This is a genomic window from Mucilaginibacter sp. SMC90, assembly GCF_022811725.1.
Classification (GTDB): Bacteria; Bacteroidota; Bacteroidia; order Sphingobacteriales; family Sphingobacteriaceae; genus Mucilaginibacter.
Map to the genome: position 1 here is coordinate 5,671,652 of NZ_CP094527.1, position 23,144 is coordinate 5,694,795.

A 23,144-nucleotide genomic window follows, 5' to 3' on the forward strand; every position below is an offset into this window, starting at 1 on the left:
ATCTGGAAAGCAATCCAAGATTACTTAAATTCGATATTTTAGCTGTTGATTTATTGAGTTCGCGCTATTGCCCGCGTTCAATCAAAAATTCACTAAATCACTAACTCAACAATTCACTAATTGGCCTCATGTCCATACGTAAAGAAAAAATTAACCCCGAGGACGATCTTGGCTTTGGTACCCAGCCGGTTATAAAAAGCCAGCCGGTTATCAACAAGGATGGTACTATTAACGTAAAACGTACCGGCCTCCCCTTTTTTAGCACAGCAAACAACTATCATTCGTTGATAACCATGAGCTGGCGCAAGTTTTGGGTTATTGTTTTTAGCGCTTATTTTACTGTAAATATCATTTTCGCTATTATTTACTTTTCGCTTGGGCCCGATGTTTTAGATGGAAAAAGCGGCAGCAGCAATTTCGACCGCTTTATGGATGCCTTCTTTTTTTCGGCACAAACCATATCAACTGTAGGCTATGGCCATATAAGTCCTAAAGGCATTATTCCAAATACCATTGCGGCGCTCGAATCTATGATGGGCCTATTGGCATTTGCCCTGGCAACGGGTTTACTTTACGGGCGTTTTTCACGCCCATCAGCCAAGATCATGTATAGCCGTAATGTGCTTATCGCACCGTATCGCGATAGCGGCAAAGGATTAATGTTTCGTTTGGCTAATGAGCGCAAAAACATTCTTATTGATTTGGAGATGGAAGTAGTTTTCAGCTATAATGACGATGAAAATGGCAAAACGGTACGTAAATTCTTTCAATTAGCGCTGGAACGCACCCGTGTTAGTATCCTTACACTCAACTGGACTGTAGTTCACCCGCTCGACGAAAACAGTCCGATCAAAGATATCACCCCCGAAGAGCTTCAACGCCGGCAGGCTGGCTTAACCGTAAGCCTCAAAACGTTCGATGATACTTTTTCACAAACTATCCACTCACGTACATCATACCAGTACGATGATTTTATATGGGATGCTAAATTCAAACCCGTGTTTGAACGCGATGAAACAGGCCGGGTTGTTTTGGATCTGAGCAGGATAAGCGCGTATGACGCGGTTCAATAGTTCACTGGTTCATTAGTTCATTAGTGATCTATTCAATACACGTTTCAAATATACAGACACCAATGAACCAGTGAACTAATGAACTAACGACCTAACGCAGTAACGGATCCCGTTCCTTTGTAAATACATTATAAACCATTTTATCTAAAAAAGCCGGGATAAATTTGCTTAAGGCTACGGTTAGCTTACCTTGCCCGGTCATGATGAGGGTTCGGCTTCGGTTTTCTACGCCGTCGGCTATTATTTTAGCTACCTCATCGCTGCTCATCATTTTTTGTTCTTCAAGGGTACTTTCGCCTTGTTGTTTACCCTCGCTGTTTAAGGCTGTATTACGGATATTCGATGCTGTAAAGCCCGGGCAAGCAGTTAATACATGTACGCCGGTTTTAAGGTTTTCAACCCTTAACGAATCTAAAAAGCCATTCATGGCAAATTTTGATGCTGAATACCCAGACCGGCCCGGCAGGCCTTTATATCCTGCTATTGATGATACACCTACTATACTTCCTTTAGTTTTAACAATTTCGGGCAGGGCGTATTTGGTACAATAAACCGTACCCCAAAAGTTAACATCCATTAAAGTCTTGAGTACTTTAAGGTCGGCATCTTTAAAAAGAGACCGCATGGACATGCCTGCATTATTGATCAGTACATCAATTTTGCCAAAAGTGGTTAGTGTTTGCTTAATAAGCTGCCTGCAATCCTCCTCAATGGTTACATCGCATTGTATGGCAAGGGCTTTAACCTTATATTCCTGTTGCAGCTTTTCGGTGATCTGGCACAGGGTAACATATTGCCGTGCAGCAAGTACCACATTGGCACCGCGTTTAGCACATTCATAAGTGAGTGATTTTCCAATACCCGACGAAGCGCCGGTAATTATAACAACCTTATCATTTAACTTCATACGAAGGAGGAATTAGCTGGGGGATGCCCTCCACCTTAAGTTCGGGCACCTTAAATAAATATTTGGAGGCGAAGATAATCATCGCACCATAATATTCCTTAATGTGTATCCAGCTAAATTTAACCTTGTTTTGTATGTTAAAGTTGATGATGTATGTTTTGGGGAAATAGTAATTTTTAAACCCGGCAAGCCTGATGCGGTACGAATAATCAATATCATAACCATAGGTATGAAAACGCTCATCCATCAAACCTATCTGGTTAAGCGCCTCCTTACGTAACAGCATAAATGCACCGTTAATGATATCTGATTCGGAGGTTTGAAACTCCTCTACCCAATCTTTACTATCGGGGTTAGTAAGCCTTGATTTAGAGAATTGTTTTGCCAGACCTGTTAGCTTAAAAAAGGTTTCCCAGGGCTTATTGAAGCCGCGTTTTGATTCTTTCAGAAATTTACCCTCCGGAGTTATCATGCGCACACCTAAACCACCGGCATCAGTATGCAGATCCATAAACTCCAGGGCTTTCTCAACGGTCTTTTTGCCTGTAATTGTATCCGCATTGACCAGTAAAACATACTCACCAATAGCCAGCTTGAGCGCGTGGTTATAGGCACATGCCATACCCTCATTTTTATCGCGGGATATCACTTTTACATCTGGAAACTCAGTACCAAGCATGGCCACCGACTTATCTGCCGAGGCATTGTCAACCACAAAAACCTCGTGACTAACGTCCTGGGCAGCCCTGATCGCTGCATTCAGGGCAATTCTGAGCAGGTTGCAGGTATTATGGCTTACAACAACTATTGATAGTTTCATGTTTACTTGGATAGTGAATTTTCGTACGGAACGCGGGTAGCTATGGAACGGCCCAGAGTTATCTCGTCTACATACTCTAATTCACCACCAAAAGCTATGCCACGAGCTATGGTTGTAATGGTAATATTGAAACTTTTTAATTTTTTATGAAGATAGAATAGTGTTGTGTCACCTTCCATAGTGGCGCTGAGGGCAAAAACCACTTCTTTAACCTCGTTATCATCTGTCGGCTTAAGGCGCTCAACCAGGGTATCCACCTGCAAATCTGACGGCCCAACGCCATCCATCGGCGATATTAAGCCACCAAGTACGTGATAAACACCATTAAACTGGTTGGTATTTTCGATAGCCATTACATCCCGGGTATCCTCAACCACGCAAATAAGGCTGTGATCGCGCCGGTGCGACGAGCAGATCTCGCAAACCTGATGGTCAGATATATTATGGCAAACGCGGCAAAACTGTATTTCGTTACGAAGTTTAGTAACCGCGGTACTAAAACGTTCAACATCCTGCTTATCCTGGTTAAGTAAATGCAGCACCAAACGCAGGGCGGTCTTCTGACCTACACCCGGTAATTTGGCAAATTCAGTTACGGCATTTTCCAGTAATTTGGACGAAAAATTCATTGTGCGAAGGTAAATATTTTTTGAATAACATCTCCATACCGTCATTGCGAGGTACGAAGCAATCCCCGATTTGCAGAGGGGCTATGCAAGGTTTCCTTGTAAAGTTCGCGATTGCTTCGTACCTCGCAATGACGGGTGGAGATGAATCCCATCCAACAATAATTATCTTTTTTGAAAAAAGATTCCGACTTTAGAAAAACATAACACACGCCTATGTCGCCCGGAGTATTATTATCATTCATTATCGGTTACTTTCTGGTATTACTTATCATCTCCTGGCTTACATCAAAAAAATCGTCGGATAATGACACTTTCTTTGTAGCCAACCGCAACTCTAAATGGTACCTGGTTGCCTTCGGGATGATCGGTACAGCGCTGAGCGGCGTTACTTTCATTTCTGTACCGGGTAAGGTGGGTACCGATCAGTTTGCCTATTTTCAATTTGTACTGGGCAACGCGGCAGGTTTTATCATTATAGCCACCGTTTTACTTCCTTTATACTACCGGCTTAAGCTCACCTCTATTTATAGTTATATTGAAGGTGCATTGGGCGTTTGGAGCTATAAAACGGCGGCAGCTATCTTCCTGGTAAGCCGGGTTATCGGATCTGCATTCAGGTTATACCTGGTGGTTATCGTATTGCAGAAATTTATATTTGATAGTTATCATGTCCCATTTGCTGTTACAGTACTTATTTGTTTGGCACTTATCTGGTCGTACACATTTAAAGGGGGATTGAAAACCATTATCATCACCGATAGCTTACAAACATTTTTCCTGGTGTTATCTGTGTTCCTGTCGATATACTTCATTTGCCAAAGCCTGCACATGAATATTTTTGAAGCCGCCGAAACCATCAAAAACAGCAGCTATTCCAAAATATTTTTCTTTAACGATTTCATGAGCAGCAAGCTGCATTTAGGTAAACAGTTTTTAGGTGCCATGTTCATTACTATTGGCATGACCGGGCTTGATCAGGACCTGATGCAGAAGAACCTCAGCCTTAAAAACATCAAAGAGGCACAAAAAAACATGTTCAGCTTTGTAGGCGTTTTCGTAATCATTAACATCTTTTTTCTGAGTGTGGGCGCTTTGCTTTACATGTACGCCGCTAAAAACGGTATCAATGTTACCAAAACCGACTACTTGTATCCTACCATTGCCCTGCAATATTTAGGATTGGTGCCGGCCATGATATTTATGCTGGGCTTAACGGCTGCTACCTTTGCCACTACCGACTCAGCCCTTACGGCGCTTACTACCTCCTTTTGTGTCGACTTTTTAGGCTTTAACAAGCGTGCAGATGTAAACAGCAAAAAAATGGTAGCGGTAAGGCATTGGGTACACATAGCCTTTTCGGGCTTGATGTTTTTAACAATTATCATATTTAACGCTATTAACAACGAGGCCGTGGTGAGTGCTATATTCAGCGTGGCATCTTACACCTATGGTCCGTTACTGGGCCTGTATTCGTTTGGCTTGTTTGTAAGCAGCAGGCAGGTTAAGGATAAACTGGTGCCTTTTATTTGTATACTCTCTCCTGCTATATGTTATTTTTTAAATGCCGAATCAAAATCTATTTTGGGTGGATATGTTTTTGGTAACGAACTCATTATTGTAAACGGATTAATTACATTTATCGGGCTCCTGGCCTTTTCAAGTTCTAAAGCCGGCGAAGTCCGTAAGGTGGAAAGCCTGGAGTTGGACAGGTAAAAAATTGATCCGCAAATCAACCGAAATCAATTTTCTTCGTACTTTGCATTAATTAATATAGAATAAAAATACTTCCGGACTTTCGGACTTTCCCGACTTCCGGACTAATAAAAGGCTATGACCGGAGAAGATAAAATAAGACAAGCGTTCGAAAACAAAGATTGGCAGGAAATTAAGGTTACCGACTCCTGGCAGATCTTTAAAATAATGGCCGAATTTGTTGACGGCTTTGAAAAACTGGCCAAAATTGGCCCCTGCGTATCCATCTTCGGGTCGGCACGTACGCATAACGATAACAAGTACTACAAATTGGCCGAAGATACTGCCCGTTTGCTTACTGAGCATGGCTACGGTGTAATATCTGGAGGTGGTCCCGGTATCATGGAAGCAGCCAATAAAGGCGCTTATGAAAACGGCGGTAAATCGGTAGGCTTGAACATTGAGCTTCCTTTTGAGCAGTTCCATAATAAATATATCGACAGGGATAAGATCATGGAGTTTGATTACTTCTTTATCCGCAAGGTTATGTTTATGAAATACTCGCAGGGTTTTATCATTTTGCCGGGTGGTTTTGGCACTATGGACGAATCGTTCGAGGCTATCACCCTGATCCAAACCGGTAAAATTGCCCGCTTCCCTATCATTTTTGTTGGGGTTGAATACTGGAAAGGCCTGTTTAGCTGGGTTGAAGAAAAAATGCTGAACGAGCAGCACAACATCAACCCTGATGACCTTAACCTTTACCGCGTTGTTGACACCGCCGAAGAAGCTGTTGAACACATCACCCGCTTTTATAATAAATACGTGCTTAAGCCGAACTTTTAACAAGCACGACAATAAAAAATGCCGCTCCATCAGGGCGGCATTTTTTGTTAAGATCAACTAATTTATACGTTGTCCGCTTGCGGTATTAAAGTATTCGTTAAAGCCCGTCTCGCTTCTATTTAAACCTACGTAAGCTTCTTTCAACTCGTTATACAAAATATCGTTGCTTTTATTGGTCTTCAGGAAAGTTTCTATTACCCTTTTGCATTCAGCATATTTACCCAATTATTCAAGATCAATACATAATGTTCAATAATTGGTCTATTATGCTTGTAGTATTCGTAAACCCCTTTTTGATATTTTAACGCCTCACCATATCTTTTTTGAAGGTAAAGTATGAACGCATAGCTATCCGAGTAATTATAATACATATCCTTGTACAATTGATTTATGCCCCCAGACGAATAAAAAGGCATTGAATCCGGATGCTTTAGATTTTCAAGCATGATATTAACTGATCGCTTTGAGAGCTTTTCAGCAAGCCCAAGATTAGTACCCATAGTGGCCCACTCATAGGCAACATCATTAAAACAACCTGCCAGGGTCGATTTTTTTTGAATTAGCAGAGCGTACTTTTCAGCTGCTTCAATATTACCAGCCTCCAGATAGCCCACTACTATCTGTGCTTGAATATTTTCAAGATTAGAGTTCTTGCTATCCGGATACTTCGAGATAAACACTTTGTATAGAGAATCCTTCTTTCCGGTTACTTTCTCATCAAGTATAGCATATATTTCTTCATTGGTTATCGTTTCGCCATTCGGAAATTTAACTTTGATGAGGTTGTTCAGGGAATCGGCCGATGTCTTTTGCCCAAGCCATCCACTTATGGAGGCTGCAAGGTGGAGCTCAGTTTCACTGGTATTCCTCTCCAAATTTTTCAACTTGCTAATCAGTATTGCCCTGCTTACGGTATCGCGGTTACGGCTCAATAAATAATAATAGTTATGATCAAATAACTTTACGACTTCAGGATAGGCTTCATTTTCCTGCTTATATAATGCAATGGCAGCATCATGATCTGCTTTTATTTTAGCAAATCGACCGCCCACTTCGCTATTTAATACGAAAGCCTCTGATTCATAAGCACCCGCAACCGGTATCCTATCCTTATAAACCATATATATAAATCCTTTTGAGTTATTATTGTCAATATCCTCATTACTAAAAATCTTAATGAAAAATGTTTTAGCGTCAGCGGGGATCGTAAAGCCGCCTTCTAACATTCGCCCTTTTGTTTTCAGATCAATATCTACTGCCGGAAAATTCTTTCCGTCTATAAAAAACACCTGTGCGCTTACTTCTTTTTTCCCTTCCAGCAAGGTGCCGGTAGGCGAATATGTGAAATTAATTTTCTCAGAAGCGGAAGGGTAATTATCAGATAATACGAGACGGCTTTTTTGCGCGGAAGCGTTATGCATTACCAATAGCGCCGCAGGTAATAACAGCATTGATTTGTGTGGTTTCATAGGTTTAACTAAATGTATAATTCAAGTTAGGGAGTAATTATTTTAAATACAATTAGTTTAACAATTATTAACTCTAATTATAACATTAATATAGTTCGCACTATGGGACGAGCTCGAAATAAAGCCAAACTTTTAACAAGCACACCAATAAAAAATGCCGCTCCATCAGGGCGGCATTTTTGTTTGATATAGTTTTAGGTTTGCAATCAGCTATTTCATGCTTTGTTTTGGAGCAACAGCAACTTCGGCAGTAACAGGCCCTTTTGCCATGTCAATCATCGTGCTCACCTCATCAACCAATCCCTCTGCCGAGCCGTCAAAACCCACAACTTTAAAGCGAATGTTGCCGCTTTTATCAATAATAAACTTGGTTGGGATCCCGGTTACCCCAAATTGCGTTACCACCTTTGACTGCCGCCCATCGCCGCCTTTTTCATCTATCAGCACGTTAAAAGTGTATTTACTATCGGCAATGAACTTCTTTACGCCATCAATATAGCTATCACCGTTTTCCCAGGTATCAATAAACAGGAACTTTACATCCTGATCGTCCTTATATTTATTCACGGCCATTTGCATGCCTGGAAAAGATGCTTTACAAGGGCCGCACCAGGTAGCCCAAAAATCCACGATAACAATTTTGCCTTTCAAATCGGCCAGCGAAACGGTATTCCCGGCAAAATCTTTAAGAGCAAACTTTGTGGCCGGCTGGTTGATCATTTGTTTAGCCACTTCTTCCCTCTTTTTATCCCTTGCAATATCTGATAAGCCTGCAAGGTATTGATCATAACCCGCTTCACTGCCTTTTAAACCGACGTAGGCTTTCTTTAATTCCTCCTTTAAAACCGGAGAAACTTTAGCTGCCTTAAACGCTTTTTCAATAACCGCTTTTGATTCGGCATACTTACCAAGAGCATTCAATATCAACACATAATGTTCATTGGTTGTCGGATCGTTTTCGGTATCATACTCATAAACTTCTTTTTGATACTTCAGAGCTTCATTATATTTTTTTTCGCGATAAAGGATATAGGCGTAACTATCCTCATACGTATTGTACATGTCTTTACCACGCTTTTCCACTTCGCTTTTTGTATAGAAAGGTGAAGGTTCTGCACTTTTTTGCTTCTCCAGCGCTATATCAAGTGATTGCCTCGACAGCTTTTCCGCTTGTTCCAACTTTTCACCTTTAACCGCCCAATTGTATGCAATATTGTTATAGCCATTTGCCAGGGCCGATTTGTTTTGAATCATGGCAACGTACTTTTCAAAAGCTTCCTGGTTACCTGCATTTAAATAGCCAATTGCCAGCTGGGTACGAACATAGTCAACGTTACGGTCCTTATCGCCAGGAAATTTGCTTTCAAAGTCTTTGTAAATTGAATCGCGCTTACCTAATTCCTTTTCCATAACCATAGCATAAATGGCTTCATTTTTAACTATCTCGCCAGCAGGAAATTTGGCTTTTATCACTTTTTTCAACGAATCAGCAGCTGTTTTTTCATTCAGATTACCGAGGATAGATGATGCAAGATTCAGGTCCTTTTCATTATCGCTTTTTTCGAGCAATTTAACCTTGGCCTTCATCAGCGCTTTAGTGGCCGGTGATGCTTTTTTCGCCATTATCCAATAATAACTGCCGTCATATTTCTTTTCGCCGGTGGGATACACCTCGTGCTCCTTTTTAAGCAACTCAAATGCACGATCATTATCGGCTTTGATTTTCCCAAAATTAGAGGCAAGATTACTGCTTATTACATAAGCCTCCTCCTCAAAAGCCCCCGGAACCGGTTTTTTATCTTTATAAACTTCATACATATAACCTTTATCATTGTTGTTATCGATATCTGCACCGCTGTAAACTTTTATAAAAAATGCCTTAGCAGTTGCAGGAATTTCAAACTCACCGGTTAATGCATTGCCTGAGGGCTTCAGCGCAACTTCCGTTACAGGATAATCTTTCCCGTCTAAAAAATACACCTGCGCGCTGATATCCTTTTTTCCAGCAAGTGGCGAATCTTTAGAAGTATAAGTAAATTGTACCTTTTCGGAAGCCGTAGGATAGTTACTTGATAAAGATAGATGGTTACTTTGCGCAAAAACGCATTGCACAGCCAGCAAGGCCGGCAGCAGCAAAATTGATTTGTGTGGTTTCATAGGTTTAACTATTGGTTTAATTCAATTTAGATACAAATTATTTTAAATACAATTATTTTAACAATTATTAACCTTATATAATTTATTTTGCACCATGGACAATTCCGCCAAGAATAAACCCCAGGGAGCTTTAGGCTTTATCTTTGTTACTTTACTGATTGATGTAGTAGGCTTAGGTATCATCATACCTGTACTGCCCAAGCTAATTGAAAAACTAATTCATGCTGGTTTAAGTGAAGCTTCGCTATATGCCGGCTTTTTAACGCTGGCTTACTCGGTAATGCAGTTCATGTTTTCGCCTATGATAGGCAACCTGAGCGATAAGTATGGGCGTCGCCCGGTTTTGCTTTGCTCCTTGTTAGGTTTTGGTATCGATTATCTGTTCCTTGCCTTTGCCCCATCCATTGGCTGGTTGTTTTTGGGCAGGGCTATTGCTGGCATCACAGGAGCAAGTTTTACCACTGCATCTGCCTATATAGCAGATGTTAGCACTCCCGAAAAACGCGCCCAAAACTTTGGGATGATTGGCGTTGCCTTTGGCCTCGGTTTTATTATTGGCCCTGCTATTGGCGGCGTGCTGGGTAAAATGGATGTTCAATATCCGTTCTTCGCCGCTGCAGGTTTAGCCTTCCTTAATGCTATTTACGGTTTCTTCATCCTGCCCGAATCGCTGGATGATGCCCATCGTCGTCCTTTTGATATAAAAAGGGCAAATCCGCTGGGCTCATTACTGCAGTTAAAAAAATATCCATCGGTAATGGGTTTGGCTTTATCCCTGTTCCTGGTATACTTTGCAGGCCAGGCGGTACAAAACGTTTGGACATATTTCACCTTCGAAAAATTTAAATGGGGCGAGGATACTGTTGGCTATTCCCTTGCCTTTATAGGCCTGATGATAGCGCTTGTACAGGGCGGCCTGATGCGTGTGATATTACCTAAATTGGGGATGGAGCGCTGTATTTGGGTTGGCTTACTGTTGTACAGTATAGGCCTTATCCTGTTTGCTATGGCAACACAAGGCTGGATGATGTTTGCCTTCATGGTGCCTTACGCCCTTGGCGGTATTGCCGGCCCTGCGTTACAGGGTATCATGACCAACCAGGTACCTGCCAATGAACAAGGCGAATTACAGGGAGGTCTCACCAGTTTGATGAGCCTGAGCGCTATTTTTGGCCCATGGGTAATGACAACATTGTTTTATTATTTCACCAATGATAAAAGGCCTTTCTTTTTGCCGGGAGCTCCATTTATTTTAGGCGCTATACTCATGCTGATAAGCGCATTGCTTGCTATTCGTAATTTTAAAAATGTCAAGAAAGCGTCGGCAAAGGATATTGATGCTGTAGCTACTTTGCATTGAGCATTTATATAAAAGCTTAAAGCTGCGCCGTTAAAATGTTAGTTTAAAAAGTATGTCATTGCGAGGAGGCACGACGAAGCAATCTCGTAGCTATACAGAGCGGACATGCATTGGCTACGAGATTGCCGCGCTACGCTCAATGACATACTTTTTTTTAAGAGATAATTTCATCTGCCGAACACTTGTTAGTGACAACACCAATAACGGCGAACTACTATCAATAACAGCACAAGTATCAATTAAAGATCAAACTGTAAAATATAACACGCCAAAACTTTTACGCTATTTAAACCTTTATCATTATTAATGAGCGCCAAACCTAAAAAAAAACATACCGCCGCCTTAGGGTTTATTTTCGTAACGCTTTTTATTGATGTGCTTGGTTTGGGTATCATTATCCCGGTGATGCCTTCACTGCTGGAGAAACTGGGCAACATGGATGTAAGTACCGCTGCGCAATACAACGGGTATTTAACATTTACCTATGCCTCCATGCAATTCCTGTTTTCGTCACTATTGGGTAACCTGAGCGACAGGTATGGCCGACGACCGGTATTATTAGGCTCGCTTATAGGGTTTGGGATAGATTACATTTTTATGGCCTTTGCACCTACCGTGGCATGGTTGTTTATTGGCAGGGCTATAGCTGGCTTTGCAGGGGCCAGTAATACCACCGCAACCGCTTACATAGCCGATATCAGTACCGGTAAAAACCGGGCAGCAAACTTTGGCTTAGTTGGAGCAGCATCAGGACTTGGGTTTATTATTGGCATAGGCACCGGCAGTTTTCTGGGCGCATTGAACGTGCGGTTCCCGTTTATGCTGGCCGCGGGATTAGCGCTTCTGAATGCTGCCTATGGTTATTTTGTACTACCTGAATCACTGAACATCAAAAACCGCAGGCGCTTTGAATGGAAAAAGGCCAACCCTATCAGTTCGTTAAGGAACCTATCCCGCTATCCCTCCTTAACCGGGCTTATCGGTGCATTCTCATTGGTTTATATAGCCCAAAAGGCAGTTGAATATGTGTTATCATTTTACGTAACCGAAAAGTTTGACTGGTCGTTGAAAAGCATTGGCTTTTTAGGCTTTTTCATTGGCATTGTGCTGGTTGCCATACAAGGTGGACTCATCAGGCTCACTATCCCTAAATTTGGGCAGGAAAAAAATATAATAGCCGGTTTACTATTTTACACCATAGGCTTAACCCTCATAGCATTTGCTAACCAGGGCTGGATGATGTATGCATTTATGGTGCCTTATTGTCTCGGAGGTATTTCGGGGCCATCATTGCAGGGCATGATCACAAGTACGGTTTCAGCAAAAGAGCAGGGTGAATTGCAGGGTTCGCTCACCAGTATCAGTAGTTTGGCGGTGATCATAGGGCCGCTGTTAATGAGCTCGGTATTTCATTTGTTTACCCATCGCAATACTTCAACTTATTTTCCTGGTGCGCCTTATATTTTAGGGGCTGTATTGATGCTGATAGCTGTTTTTTTGGCGATCAGGAGCATCAAAAAAAACAGAATAGCCGATTCAAAGCCGGTAGAAGCTAAATTATAACTCTATTCGCTTATTTTGTTTATAGTGACCTTGGTTTTAATCGTTGGTGTAAACCCGGTGTTAGCTTTCATTAACTTCCGCATCTCTGCAACTTTTTCATCATAGCCGGTTGATATGGCACGGTTCATACCATCTTCCATTTTCTTTATATTCCATTCATTTATAATAAATGGCGGTATACGTAATTCGGAAATATGAGATAGCGAATTCTCTGTGATAAACTTATTCATCGATTCATTAAACTCCTGCTCAATGGTCAACATTTGCAGCGCATCCTCGCTTACATCTTCTATCACTACATCACAAATTAAAACGGCCCGGTATTGAATAAACCACTCGCCGCTTTCATCATCCCCGGCATTAAAAGTTAACGTGTGGGTGTACTTATGCGAACCACCTTCAGTTGGCTCCCAGTAACTTTGACCACTTTTGCTGCTTCCCGAAATTGTTCTTGCACCATCAAAAAAATCCGGATTTACCGCATAAGATAATATGCAACTGGTACGGCTAAGTATTTTCATAAGAAAATTCGTTTTCTACTTAAAACAGTTTACAAAAAACACCTTTAATCCAACCCGCTTACCCCACCTGATATCACAAACTTCATTACATCGGCTGCACTCTTATCCATCGGTTTTACCTTATCGGCAGCAATGATAACCACCTGGCCAGCAAATGAATAGGAATAAGGAAAATATACGGCAACCTCGCCGGGTAAACCAATCTTTGCCAGATCTTTCTGAACCAGGAAACCGATCTTTTTTAAACCGAACTCATTAACCTCAACAAGTACAGGTTCGTTAAATTTTTTCTCTTCGCCTACAAAGGCTTCGGTTAAATCTTTTATTGACGAATACAGGAACGCGAAAATTGGCAAACGGGCAAACCAACGCCTGAACCAGTCTTTAATAGGTTCTGTAATTACGTTGGTGACCAGTACCCCCATAATCATGATCACCACTACCACATTCAGGATCCCCAATCCCGGGATATAAATATGCTTCCCACTTTTATCAACCCAAAGATCACTCAGGTTAAGGGCTTTATCGATACTGGCCACCGCCCAGTACATCAGAAAAATGGCAGCACCCACCGGCACAACCACCAACATTCCTTTTACAAAATACCTGAATAATACCCGCGCTACCTTGTTCATTTTAAACCCCTGATTTCTACTCGTAAAAGTACACTCTTTTTACCCTTTGTGAAATATTGGTTAATATTTCATAAGGGATGGTGCCTATCTGTTTTGCCAGTTCCTCAATACGCTGATGCTCATCAAATATGATCACTTCATCTCCTTCGCGTACATCGAGGCCGCTCACATCCAGCATACACATATCCATAGTAATATTGCCTACAGTAGGCACCAGCGTACCTTTTACCAGCATTTTGCCAACACCTTTGCCAAAAGCACGCAAATAACCATCGGCATAACCTATACGGATGGTAGCTATTTTACCGTCTTTCAAAAGACTCCCGCTCCGGCCATAGCTAATGGTATCCCCCGCTCCTATTTTTTTAACCTGGGCAACACTGGTTTTTAAGCTGGCAATAGGCTGTAAACCAGCCTCTGAAGCTGGCACCGACGAATCAATACCATACAGGCCTATCCCTAATCTCACCATATCATAATGCGCCGAAGGCCAGCGAATGATGCCGGCGGTGTTGCAGATATGCTTGATCACCTTATACCCAAGGGTACGCTCTATCTCCTTAAAAGCCTTTTCAAAACGCTTGATCTGCTTTTTGGTAAAATCGTCGTGCTCCGGCGCTTCGCTTGCTGCTAAATGCGAAAATACCGATTGCACCCGCACGTAACGGTTAGCTTCCAGCATATCGCACAGGGTTTCTATTTCATAGTTTTCAAAGCCAAGGCGGTGCATGCCGGTATCAATTTTCAGGTGTACCGGGTAACCGGCTATCCCCTGCGCAGAGGCATAACCCACAAAATCATCCAGCAGGCCAAAACTGTAAATTACCGGCTCAAGCTTGTATTCGGTAAGTTTATCAAAAGCCGAGGCCTCTGGATTAAGCACTTTGATAGGCAGGATGATGCCGGCCTGTCTTAATGCCACCCCTTCATCAATATAAGCTACAGCAAGGTAATCAACCTTGTTGTATTGCAGCATATTGGCCACTTCAAACGTGCCGCTGCCATAACTGAACGCCTTAACCATCGCCATTACTTTTACACCCGGTTTAAGTTTCGATTTATAAAAGTTGAGGTTATTCAGCAAAGAGTTCAGGTTAATTTCCATAACAGTTTCGTGCGCCTTTTGGGCTAATGCACGGCTTATCTGCTCAAACTCAAAACTCCTTGAACCCTTTATCAGAATGGTTTCGTCTTTAAAATTAAGCGCCTTTAACTGCTGTAACAACGTGGTGGTATCGGCATAAAAATGCTGTTCTGCTACATCAAAATATTGCTGATGCGCAGGCAGGGCTTCACCAACCCCAATAAATTTATCAATCTTTTTGGCCCTGATAAGTTCAGCAACCTGTTTGTATAAAACATCCTGCTGCAGGCCCGACTGATAAATATCCGACAGGATCAATGTCTTTTTTTGATGCTGGTTTTGCTGCGAAAGAAAGTTAAGCGCTATTTCAAGCGATTGCAGATCGGAGTTATATGAATCATCAATAACAGAACAGTTGTTTACCCCGTTTTTCAGCTCCAACCGCATACTTACCGGCGCAAGGCGTTCGATACGCTTATCGGCCTCAACTGCAGTGTACCCTAAAGCCAGCATAGTAGCCCAACAGGTAATGGCATTTTCTACCGAAGCCTGATCGGTAAAAGGAATAAGGCATTCAATCTCCTTACCCTGGTAGCGGGCGCGGAAATAATAATTTTTGGAGATTACTGTCTCACTGAAAACATGCAGGTCGGCCTCACGGAACTTACGGCTCCAGGTAAAGGTTTCTTTAGCAGTAATATCCTTTTCATAACCAACCAGTTGGTCGTAATTATGAATAAGCAACCTGCTGTTTTTAAACAGGCCAAGTTTTTCCAGAAGCTTTTGCCTGGGCGACTCAAACCCTTCATCATGCGCCGGCCCCATATGGGTAAGCACCCCCATTTCGGGCTTGATTATAGCTTCCAGCTTATCCATTTCATTTATGGTGGAGATACCTGCTTCAAAAATACCCAAATCGTTCCGGTCATTAATTTGCCATACCGACAGCGGCACACCAATTTGCGAATTATAACTTTTAGGGTTACGTACTATATTTTTATCTGCCGAAAGCAACTGATAAAGCCATTCTTTAACTATCGTTTTACCGTTACTACCTGTTATGCCAATTACCTGCAGCTTGAACCGGCTACGATGGTATGCCGCCAATGTTTGCATGGCAGCAAGCGGATCGGGCACTATCAGGAAATTTGCGCCCGGCAGGTTAAACTCAGGGCCGTGCTCCACTACAAAATTTCGTACTCCCCCGGCATAGGCTTCGGCAACAAATTCATGCCCGTTGCGCCTGCCGCTCAAGGCAAAAAACAAGCCTTCAGCAGCGTTATTGATCCGGCGGCTATCGGTAAAAAGCGCGCTGATGGTATACTCTTCAACTATATTACCATCTGCCTTGATGATTTCTTTTATAGTGGTTATGGTGTACGTGTTATTGGGCATGCTGCTAATTTGGAGATATTAAAACAAATAGAATAATTTTTAACGAATTTTGGTTTTTAAATGGATCAGCCCAAATCAATTAAAATTACCGACGAGAAAGTTGCCCTTGCTAAAGCCGAACACTTTTGTGCCTACCAGGAACGTGCCCAGCAGGAAGTACGCGACAAACTTTACGAGTGGGGACTGTGGCCTGATGCTGTTGAACACATTATAAGCCAGTTGATTGAAGGTAATTTTCTTAATGAAGAACGCTTTGCAAAGCTCTACGCTAAAAGCAAATTCAATCAAAAAGCCTGGGGCCGTATTAAAATAAAACAAGGATTAAAGCTTAAACGCATACCCGACGTATTGATCAAAAAAGCACTTCTTGGCATCGATTTGGATGATTATTTAGCTTCGCTAACCCACCTGCTGCAAAAAAAAGCCGGGACGCTAACCGAAAAGAACCAGCTGAAGCGCCGCTACAAGCTACAGCAGTACGCCATGGGCCGTGGATTTGAAGCTGAGCTGATATCTGATATTTTGAAAAACAGCGAGTTATAAACTATTTTCAAAAAAATTAAAATTTTCCTTGCAGACTATTCATTTCTGCCTATATTTGCACTCCCGCAAACGAGATAAGCAGCCGGTTAACGAAAGCAAACTCAAAGCGAGAAAAATACCAATGCGAAAGTAGCTCAGTTGGTAGAGCACGACCTTGCCAAGGTCGGGGTCGCGAGTTCGAATCTCGTCTTTCGCTCAAAGCCCTTCTGATAAAAAGAAGGGTTTTATTTTTAAAAGGTTAGACACCTGCTCAGATGGTGGAACTGGTAGACACGCAGGACTTAAAATCCTGTTCCCGTAAACGGAGTGCGGGTTCGATTCCCGCTCTGAGTACAAAAGCAGAGTAAAATCGCTTCAAAAGCCCTTAAATCAAATGATTTAGGGGCTTTTTCTTTTAAAACCCCTCCAAAAGATTCATTCAACCGCATGTTTTAGTTGAACGATTCGTTGAACTCGCAAGGGCATTCAAAATCGTTCAACGAAAAGCTTACAACACACTGTATGTCAACATGTTCTACAGGTGAACATCTTGATAAAAAGGCCATCAAAATCGACATTTGTTTAACTTTTTATTGAATGATTATGTTGGAAAAAAGCTTCGGGTTAATGTTCTTCATGCGCAAACCCAAAAACAGCCCAAATGGTATTTATCCTATCTACCTGAGAATTACAGTCGATGGTAAATCAAGTGAGCTATCTACCAAAAGAAAATGCCACACTTCTACCTGGAGTGCAAAGACCGGACGGTCAACCGGTGGCAAAGAAACTACGAGGGAATTAAACGCCTTTCTGGATACGCTTACACAGCAGGTCTACCAGGCAAAGCGGCGACTGATGGAAGCTGATAAAGAACTAACAGCGGAGGCCATCAAAAAGAATATGAGAGGTGCCGATGAAGATAAAAAGACAATTATTGAAGTATTCAATAAGCATAACCAACAATTGAAAGCACTTGAAGGGAAGGAATTTGCAAGCAATACTATCAAGCGATACGCTACAACACTGGAGCATACAAAAAGCTTCCTAAAATGGAAATATGGTGTAGAAGATCTTGACATCAGGAAACTGAATAATGAAACGATAGCAGAATTTGATTTCTGGCTAAAGGGCATTCAAAAATGCAACCATAACTCAACCATGAAATATCTGTCAAACTTTAAAAAGATTGTTTTAATTGCGGTTAAAAACAAATGGCTTTCATCTGATCCATTCGCAAACTTCAAATTCACTAAAAAGCCTGTTCAGCGGCACGCTTTAACCGAGCATGAATTAAATGCCATTGCCACCAAAAATTTTAAAAACGAAAGATTACAAAGCGTAAGGGATATTTTCATTTTTAGTTGCTACACTGGTCTCTCTTATGCTGATGTCCAAAAATTACGGACAGATGAACTGCATATCGGCATCGATAAAAATCTATGGATTTTTACTAGTCGGCAGAAAACCGGCGCTTCGACAAGAATGCCACTGATGCCAGAGGCCCTGGCCATCGTTGAGAAATATAAAGCGCATCCAAGATGTGTTGTAAGCGGATTAGTCCTGCCTATTTTGAGCAACCAAAAGATGAATTCTTATCTGAAAGAGATAGCTGATACCTGTGATATAGATAAACCACTTACATTCCACATCGCAAGGCACACATTTGCTACTACGGTTACATTAAGTAATGGAGTTCCCATAGAAACCGTTTCTAAAATACTGGGACATTCATCGATTAAACAGACACAACATTATGCTAAACTTACTGATAATAAAGTCAGCGATGATATCAATCAGTTGATCACCAAACGCCATCTAATAGGTTGATATTAAAACATCCAGCATTTACATTCACTGAAAACCTAACGTAATGGAGGATTTGATGATACCAAAGAATATAGACAACGAAAAGCAGCATAAGGTATATTATAAGCTTATGCTGCTTCAAAACATTGATTTAGATAAATTATTTTAGTTAATTTTGTATGAGAACATTACAACAGATCATGTGCAGCACAGTTAAAGACACACGTTCCAAATCGATATTTGAATTATCGGCACAGGAACTGGCCGACAGGCTTCGTCCGACCGCTGATGTCGTTATGCGCGAAACATTCAACAGGAAAGGTTATCTCACCTACTTCGATAAAGCCGTCTGTCCCGACACCGACTACATGGTGCATGAGTATAGCGATAGAAAAGAGCTGGTACGAATAGATGACCAAGGCACAGCACACCTGATCAAAATCCTTTAGTTATGACCTTGGATAACCCGCAACTACTGATTGTAGCGGGGCCGAACGGTGCAGGTAAATCTACTTTTTCCAAAGATTTATCCGCTGCCGGTGCATTTATCTTTGATGCGGATAAAGAAGCTGCAAAGATTGAAGCACTTTATCCCGGCCTCCCTGGCGAAAGCGTTTCTTACGCAGTTGAGCAATATTTTCAAGACTGCATTGCACATGTATTAAAAAGTAAAACGGATTTTACGGTAGAAACAAATCTCAGGCATACTGGACTAATGAATATCGTAAACCGGTTCAAGGAAAATAACTATGTCGCCAACATAATTTATATTGGTCTGGGCGACGTTAAGCAATCCATGGACCGCGTGACCGCGCGTGTAAACGGAGGTGGTCATTTTGTTGACACAGGTAGCATCCGTTATAATTTTGTCGAAGGGTTAAAGAACTTTGAATATTTGGCGGACCGCTTTGAAAACGTTGAAATCATCGATGCCAGTGGAAATTTTTACGAGCTAAAATCATTACTAAGCGTGCAGAACCTGCAAATAGTTTTTGTGAGTAATGACTTGCCTGAGTGGGCTAAGCCGACTATTTCGTCAATTGTAAAGCGATTCGATCATACTTTGCCGGAACGAGACAACGATAATGAACACCGTCGTGGTCCCAAACGTTAGAGAAACGATTGAATGTATATTTTTATTTAGAGATAAAATGAACCGTTGATTTCTTTTATAGGTCTCTGTTTTTCATTGGCACAATTAGAGTCACACGCGCCACATTTTTTTTTTAAAATTAAGCTTGTGCAACAGGTTTCATTTTGGCCCTTGCATTTTTCTTATAACGCTCAATGGCTCCTTCCCTATCTTCGGCTAATTCTTTAACGACGTCGACCGCTCCCGGCGGATTGTATTTGGATCCCCAAACCATAAGTTCCGCAATAGCAGGTATCAAATCAATACCTTTCTCGGTAAGGCTGTAAATAAATTTGTTTTTCTTTTCTTCGGATACGGTCGATTCTATAAAACCGTATTCCTCCAGCAGATTAAGCCTGTCTGCGAGAACATTAGTGGCTATCTTTTCTTCAGACGCCAGAAATTCCCCATAAGTCGATTTGTTGGTAAACACCAAATCTCGTAAGATTAATAATATCCACCTGTCAGAGATAAAATTTAAGGAATAAGCTACAGGACAGTTGGAACGATGCGGAACTACTTTCATGACATTCAAATGTTAAATAATACTTGCTTGTAGCAAGTAAAATAATATACCTTTGTTTACTTGCTTATTGCAAGCAAATTTAAGGATAAAAATTTTACAAAAAATCGAAGTTATGTCATTAGTTACCTCATTTGAATGGCGCTACGCGACCAAAAAGTATAATACATCAAAAAAGATCGATCCGGCTGTATTCAAAGATCTGACCGAAACCGTTCGCCTTGCACCATCATCGTTCGGTCTTCAGCCGTACAAATTTCTGCTCATCGAGGATAAGTCAAAGCTGGAAGAAATCAGCAGAGCGGCACACGGGCAGCCACAAATTACTACCGGCGCACATGTGATGGTGTTAGCAGTAGAAACTAACATTGACGAAAAAACAGTAGCCAGCTATATTGACAAAGCAGCGACGGCAAGACAAACAGAGCGTAAAAATCTGGAGCCACGTGAACAATTCGTGAACACGGTTTTAAGTAAACTTGATTATAACCAACGTATCATCTGGGCAGAAAAGCAGGCGTTTTTGGCTGTCGGCGTTTTTGTGAGTGCTGCTGCTGAAGCCGGAATTGACGCATCTCCAATGGAAGGTTTCGATAACGCAACTGTTGATGCTATCCTCGGTCTGAAAGAAAAAAACCTGACATCTGCTTTATTATTTGTGATCGGATACCGCTCGGAAGAGGATGAATTTGCGGCGATCCCCAAAGTGCGCAAACCCAAAGAGGAAATTTTTCAAACCATCTAATCCAATGAACATGTCAAATTCAAAAGTAATCGTCCTCGCTGAGATCCCGGTGAAACCGGAATTCCTGCAAGAGGTGAAAGCGATCTCCGCTAAAGCCCTCATCCCGACACTTCAAGAGGAAGGTGTAGAAACGTTTTATCAGACCGTAAAGAATGACGATCCCAATACGCTGGTGTTCTTTGAAGTCTTTAAATCTCAACAAGCGCTGGACGAGCACCTGGCAGCTAATTATACAAAAGAATTTTTCGCAGCTGTTAAAGACAAAGTGTCCGGCAAACCTGTATCCTCCATTTTAAGTGAATTGTAAGGTTATGGCAACAGATAAAAAGATTATCAACCAGCCGTTTAAACAATTACGTCTAACCGGTAACGGTCAGCCGGAAGATGTAGTCGAATTGCACGATGGTGTGGTCACTTCGCTCGGACCTAACGAAGTTTTGGTGGAAATGGAAGCTGCGCCGATCCATATATCCGACTTTATGCTTGTCGGCGGTGTTTACGGCGTGAAGCCGTCCCTTCCTGCTCCTTTGGGAGCGGAAGGCGTAGGACGGGTGATCGACGTCGGCTCAGGGCACGTTACCGAATACCTAGGTAAACGGGTGATCATTCTACCTTACTACGAGCAAGGAACATGGGCTACACACCTCGTAGCTCCCGTAAAAAACCTTGTGATTGTTGATGAGGGCATCGAAGCCACGCAACTTGCCCAGCTCACCATCAATGCCGTAACCGCTTTTCTGACGATCCTGGACTATTCTGAATTGAAACCGGGTGACTGGATCGGCCAAACGGCAGCTAACTCCGCTGTTGGGCGATACGTGATCGGGCTGGCGAAGATCAATGGCTGGAAAACATTAAATGCTGTCCGGAGAGCCGAATCAGCGGAATTCGTCCGGTCAATCGGCGGAGACGAAGTCGTTATCATCGGTGACGACCTGGATACACAGATAGAAAAAGCTTTGGATGGTAAGCAACTGGATCATATTCTGGATACAGTCGGCGGTACAACTATTGGCACGATAGCTGGTTTTCTCAAAAGCCGGGGCTCTATTGTAGGTTACTCCAGTGAAAGTGGTCAAACGCCTGTTATCCATCCGCTCGACCTTTTTTATCGCCGGTTACATTACCACGGATTTTGGGTCATCGACTGGTTCAGGATAACGCCGAAAGAGCAGATCGATAACCTCATCCAACATTTAAGCGGCTTAGTGGGCGAAGGCAGGCTTTCCGCCACGGTTGGCGGCACTTTCTCTATTGAAAAGTATCAGGAAGCCTTTCAGGCTGCAAAACAACCCGGCCGGCCAGGCAAATACTTTTTCACTTTTGACCACTAAACTATGGAACCTATTCAAAATGGACAGCCAAAGATTTTGGTTGCAGGTGCCAGCGGGCACCTCGGTCGCCGTGTATTGGAAATTTTAAGCGAACTTGGTTATACAAATTTTGTTGGCGCAAGCCGTGCTCCCTCCAAATTACAGGCGTTTACCGATGCGGGTATCGAGATCAGACGGGCTGACTTTGATGAGCCAGAAAGTCTTCGGTCAGCATTCGAGGGCATTGAACGCCTGCTCCTGATCTCGACGGATGAGCTGCATACGCCCGGCGCACGTGTCCGTCAGCATATCAACGCGATCAACGCAGCTAAAGCGGCGGGTATTAAACATATTGTTTATACCTCCATGCCAAAGCCTGAGCATGCAACAGCAATTCCTTTTGCTCCGGATCATGTGGCCACCGAGGAAGCGCTCAAAGCGAGTCATATTGAATTTACCAGCCTGCGGGTTAGTTGGTATGCAGAAAACCTGCTTGGTTTTCTTCCGCAGATCATAGCTGCCGGTAAATGGCCCACGATTGCAGGAAACGGCCGTATCGCTTACGTTGCTCGTGAAGACGTGGCGCAGGTAACAGCGTCAGCCTTACTCAAAGCACATGGAAAAGCCTATTGGGATATTACCGGTGCGGAGTCGCTTACCATTCAGGAGGTCGCGGCAATAGCCAGTAAACTATTTGAAAAGCATATCGATGTGGTACAGGTTGACGATTCGGAGATAGCCGAAGAGCTGGTATCGATCGGCATCCAGCCCAATTTTGCGCCTACTGTGATCATGACCGATCTGAATACACGCGCAGGAAACTTTGATATGCACAATGACCTGGTTAGGCAGGTAACCGGAAGGGATCCCGTCACCTTAAAAATATTCTTTACAAAGCACCGGAACCTCTTCCTGACTGATCAAAAGATATAAAAAGCATTCAATCTTAAGA

Annotated in this window: 22 protein-coding genes and 2 tRNA genes; 15 read left to right on the forward strand and 9 right to left on the reverse strand. The window is 42.4% G+C overall.

The window, feature by feature from the left end; genetic code table 11:
* Positions 1–128 precede the first annotated feature (128 nt).
* On the forward strand, positions 129–1,073 hold the full coding sequence (locus tag MTO98_RS23470) for an ion channel (RefSeq protein WP_243481415.1): 945 nt from the start codon (positions 129–131) through the stop codon (positions 1,071–1,073).
* Positions 1,074–1,164: 91 nt separating this feature from the next.
* Here the strand turns inward: MTO98_RS23470 and MTO98_RS23475 are convergent, their stop codons facing one another.
* The 3 genes from MTO98_RS23475 to recR are packed head-to-tail and all read right to left on the reverse strand — an operon-like array spanning position 1,165 to position 3,429.
* On the reverse strand, positions 1,165–1,980 hold the full coding sequence (locus tag MTO98_RS23475) for an SDR family oxidoreductase (RefSeq protein ID WP_243481416.1): 816 nt from the start codon (positions 1,978–1,980) through the stop codon (positions 1,165–1,167).
* Positions 1,967–2,800 carry a glycosyltransferase family 2 protein gene (locus tag MTO98_RS23480; RefSeq protein ID WP_243481417.1) on the reverse strand — a complete coding sequence of 278 codons (834 nt, stop codon included), beginning with the start codon at positions 2,798–2,800 and terminating at the stop codon, positions 1,967–1,969. Before MTO98_RS23480 ends, MTO98_RS23475 begins: the two co-directional genes overlap by 14 nt.
* A 2-nt stretch (positions 2,801–2,802) precedes the next feature.
* Positions 2,803–3,429 carry a recombination mediator RecR gene (gene recR, locus MTO98_RS23485; RefSeq protein WP_243481418.1) on the reverse strand — a complete coding sequence of 209 codons (627 nt, stop codon included), beginning with the start codon at positions 3,427–3,429 and terminating at the stop codon, positions 2,803–2,805.
* A 213-nt stretch (positions 3,430–3,642) separates the two neighbouring features.
* Here recR and MTO98_RS23490 point away from each other — a divergent pair, with 213 nt between their 5' ends.
* Positions 3,643–5,142, forward strand: a complete 1,500-nt coding sequence (locus MTO98_RS23490) for a sodium:solute symporter (RefSeq protein ID WP_243481419.1) — start codon at positions 3,643–3,645, stop codon at positions 5,140–5,142.
* 117 nt (positions 5,143–5,259) lie between these two features.
* Positions 5,260–5,967, forward strand: coding sequence for a TIGR00730 family Rossman fold protein (locus tag MTO98_RS23495; RefSeq protein WP_112569956.1), 708 nt, complete (start codon positions 5,260–5,262; stop codon positions 5,965–5,967).
* A 194-nt stretch (positions 5,968–6,161) separates the two neighbouring features.
* On the opposite strand, the gene MTO98_RS23500 is transcribed toward MTO98_RS23495, so the two are convergent.
* Together MTO98_RS23500 and MTO98_RS23505 are read right to left on the reverse strand one after the other, a co-directional pair.
* Positions 6,162–7,436 (reverse strand): hypothetical protein, encoded by a 1,275-nt coding sequence (locus MTO98_RS23500; RefSeq protein ID WP_243481420.1) that lies wholly within the window; start codon positions 7,434–7,436, stop codon positions 6,162–6,164.
* A gap of 210 nt (positions 7,437–7,646) precedes the next feature.
* Complete coding sequence (locus MTO98_RS23505; protein ID WP_243481421.1) at positions 7,647–9,593, reverse strand: TlpA disulfide reductase family protein; 1,947 nt, start codon at positions 9,591–9,593, stop codon at positions 7,647–7,649.
* Positions 9,594–9,687: 94 nt separating this feature from the next.
* Between MTO98_RS23505 and MTO98_RS23510 the strand changes: the two genes are divergently transcribed.
* Positions 9,688–10,953: a TCR/Tet family MFS transporter gene (locus MTO98_RS23510; protein ID WP_243481422.1), complete on the forward strand. Its 1,266-nt coding sequence runs from the start codon at positions 9,688–9,690 to the stop codon at positions 10,951–10,953.
* A 306-nt stretch (positions 10,954–11,259) separates the two neighbouring features.
* A complete protein-coding gene (locus MTO98_RS23515; RefSeq protein ID WP_243481423.1) occupies positions 11,260–12,516 on the forward strand; it encodes a TCR/Tet family MFS transporter in 1,257 nt (418 codons plus the stop codon).
* Between the two features lie 2 nt (positions 12,517–12,518).
* Here MTO98_RS23515 and MTO98_RS23520 read toward each other — a convergent pair whose 3' ends face one another.
* From MTO98_RS23520 to MTO98_RS23530, 3 genes are read right to left on the reverse strand one after another with little or no spacing between them, the layout of a single operon-like run.
* Entirely contained in the window at positions 12,519–13,037 is a 519-nt protein-coding gene (locus tag MTO98_RS23520) for a hypothetical protein (RefSeq protein WP_243481424.1), read from the reverse strand.
* A 44-nt stretch (positions 13,038–13,081) separates the two neighbouring features.
* Positions 13,082–13,672: a DUF502 domain-containing protein gene (locus tag MTO98_RS23525; RefSeq protein WP_243481425.1), complete on the reverse strand. Its 591-nt coding sequence runs from the start codon at positions 13,670–13,672 to the stop codon at positions 13,082–13,084.
* A gap of 16 nt (positions 13,673–13,688) precedes the next feature.
* Positions 13,689–16,151, reverse strand: a complete 2,463-nt coding sequence (locus MTO98_RS23530; protein WP_243481426.1) for a bifunctional UDP-N-acetylmuramoyl-tripeptide:D-alanyl-D-alanine ligase/alanine racemase — start codon at positions 16,149–16,151, stop codon at positions 13,689–13,691.
* Between the two features lie 60 nt (positions 16,152–16,211).
* Between MTO98_RS23530 and MTO98_RS23535 the strand changes: the two genes are divergently transcribed.
* The 6 genes from MTO98_RS23535 (at position 16,212) to MTO98_RS23560 (ending at position 19,593) form a co-directional block, all read left to right on the forward strand.
* Entirely contained in the window at positions 16,212–16,694 is a 483-nt protein-coding gene (locus tag MTO98_RS23535; RefSeq protein WP_243481427.1) for a regulatory protein RecX, read from the forward strand.
* A 123-nt stretch (positions 16,695–16,817) separates the two neighbouring features.
* Positions 16,818–16,890, forward strand: a tRNA-Gly gene (locus MTO98_RS23540).
* A 52-nt stretch (positions 16,891–16,942) separates the two neighbouring features.
* Positions 16,943–17,027 (forward strand) — tRNA-Leu (locus MTO98_RS23545).
* 249 nt (positions 17,028–17,276) lie between these two features.
* A complete protein-coding gene (locus MTO98_RS23550) occupies positions 17,277–18,500 on the forward strand; it encodes a site-specific integrase (RefSeq protein ID WP_243481428.1) in 1,224 nt (407 codons plus the stop codon).
* 158 nt (positions 18,501–18,658) lie between these two features.
* On the forward strand, positions 18,659–18,928 hold the full coding sequence (locus MTO98_RS23555; RefSeq protein WP_243481429.1) for a hypothetical protein: 270 nt from the start codon (positions 18,659–18,661) through the stop codon (positions 18,926–18,928).
* 2 nt (positions 18,929–18,930) lie between these two features.
* Positions 18,931–19,593: a zeta toxin family protein gene (locus MTO98_RS23560; protein WP_243481430.1), complete on the forward strand. Its 663-nt coding sequence runs from the start codon at positions 18,931–18,933 to the stop codon at positions 19,591–19,593.
* A 118-nt stretch (positions 19,594–19,711) separates the two neighbouring features.
* On the opposite strand, the gene MTO98_RS23565 is transcribed toward MTO98_RS23560, so the two are convergent.
* The gene (locus MTO98_RS23565) at positions 19,712–20,137 is read right to left on the reverse strand and encodes a helix-turn-helix domain-containing protein (RefSeq protein WP_243481431.1); all 426 of its coding nucleotides are present in this window, start codon (positions 20,135–20,137) and stop codon (positions 19,712–19,714) included.
* A gap of 112 nt (positions 20,138–20,249) precedes the next feature.
* Between MTO98_RS23565 and MTO98_RS23570 the strand changes: the two genes are divergently transcribed.
* The 4 genes from MTO98_RS23570 to MTO98_RS23585 are packed head-to-tail and all read left to right on the forward strand — an operon-like array spanning position 20,250 to position 23,125.
* A complete protein-coding gene (locus MTO98_RS23570) occupies positions 20,250–20,879 on the forward strand; it encodes a nitroreductase family protein (RefSeq protein WP_243481432.1) in 630 nt (209 codons plus the stop codon).
* 10 nt (positions 20,880–20,889) lie between these two features.
* Entirely contained in the window at positions 20,890–21,186 is a 297-nt protein-coding gene (locus tag MTO98_RS23575) for a putative quinol monooxygenase (RefSeq protein ID WP_243481433.1), read from the forward strand.
* A 4-nt stretch (positions 21,187–21,190) separates the two neighbouring features.
* Positions 21,191–22,213, forward strand: coding sequence for a zinc-dependent alcohol dehydrogenase family protein (locus MTO98_RS23580; RefSeq protein ID WP_243481434.1), 1,023 nt, complete (start codon positions 21,191–21,193; stop codon positions 22,211–22,213).
* 3 nt (positions 22,214–22,216) lie between these two features.
* Entirely contained in the window at positions 22,217–23,125 is a 909-nt protein-coding gene (locus tag MTO98_RS23585) for an SDR family oxidoreductase (protein ID WP_243481435.1), read from the forward strand.
* Positions 23,126–23,144: the final 19 nt, after the last annotated feature.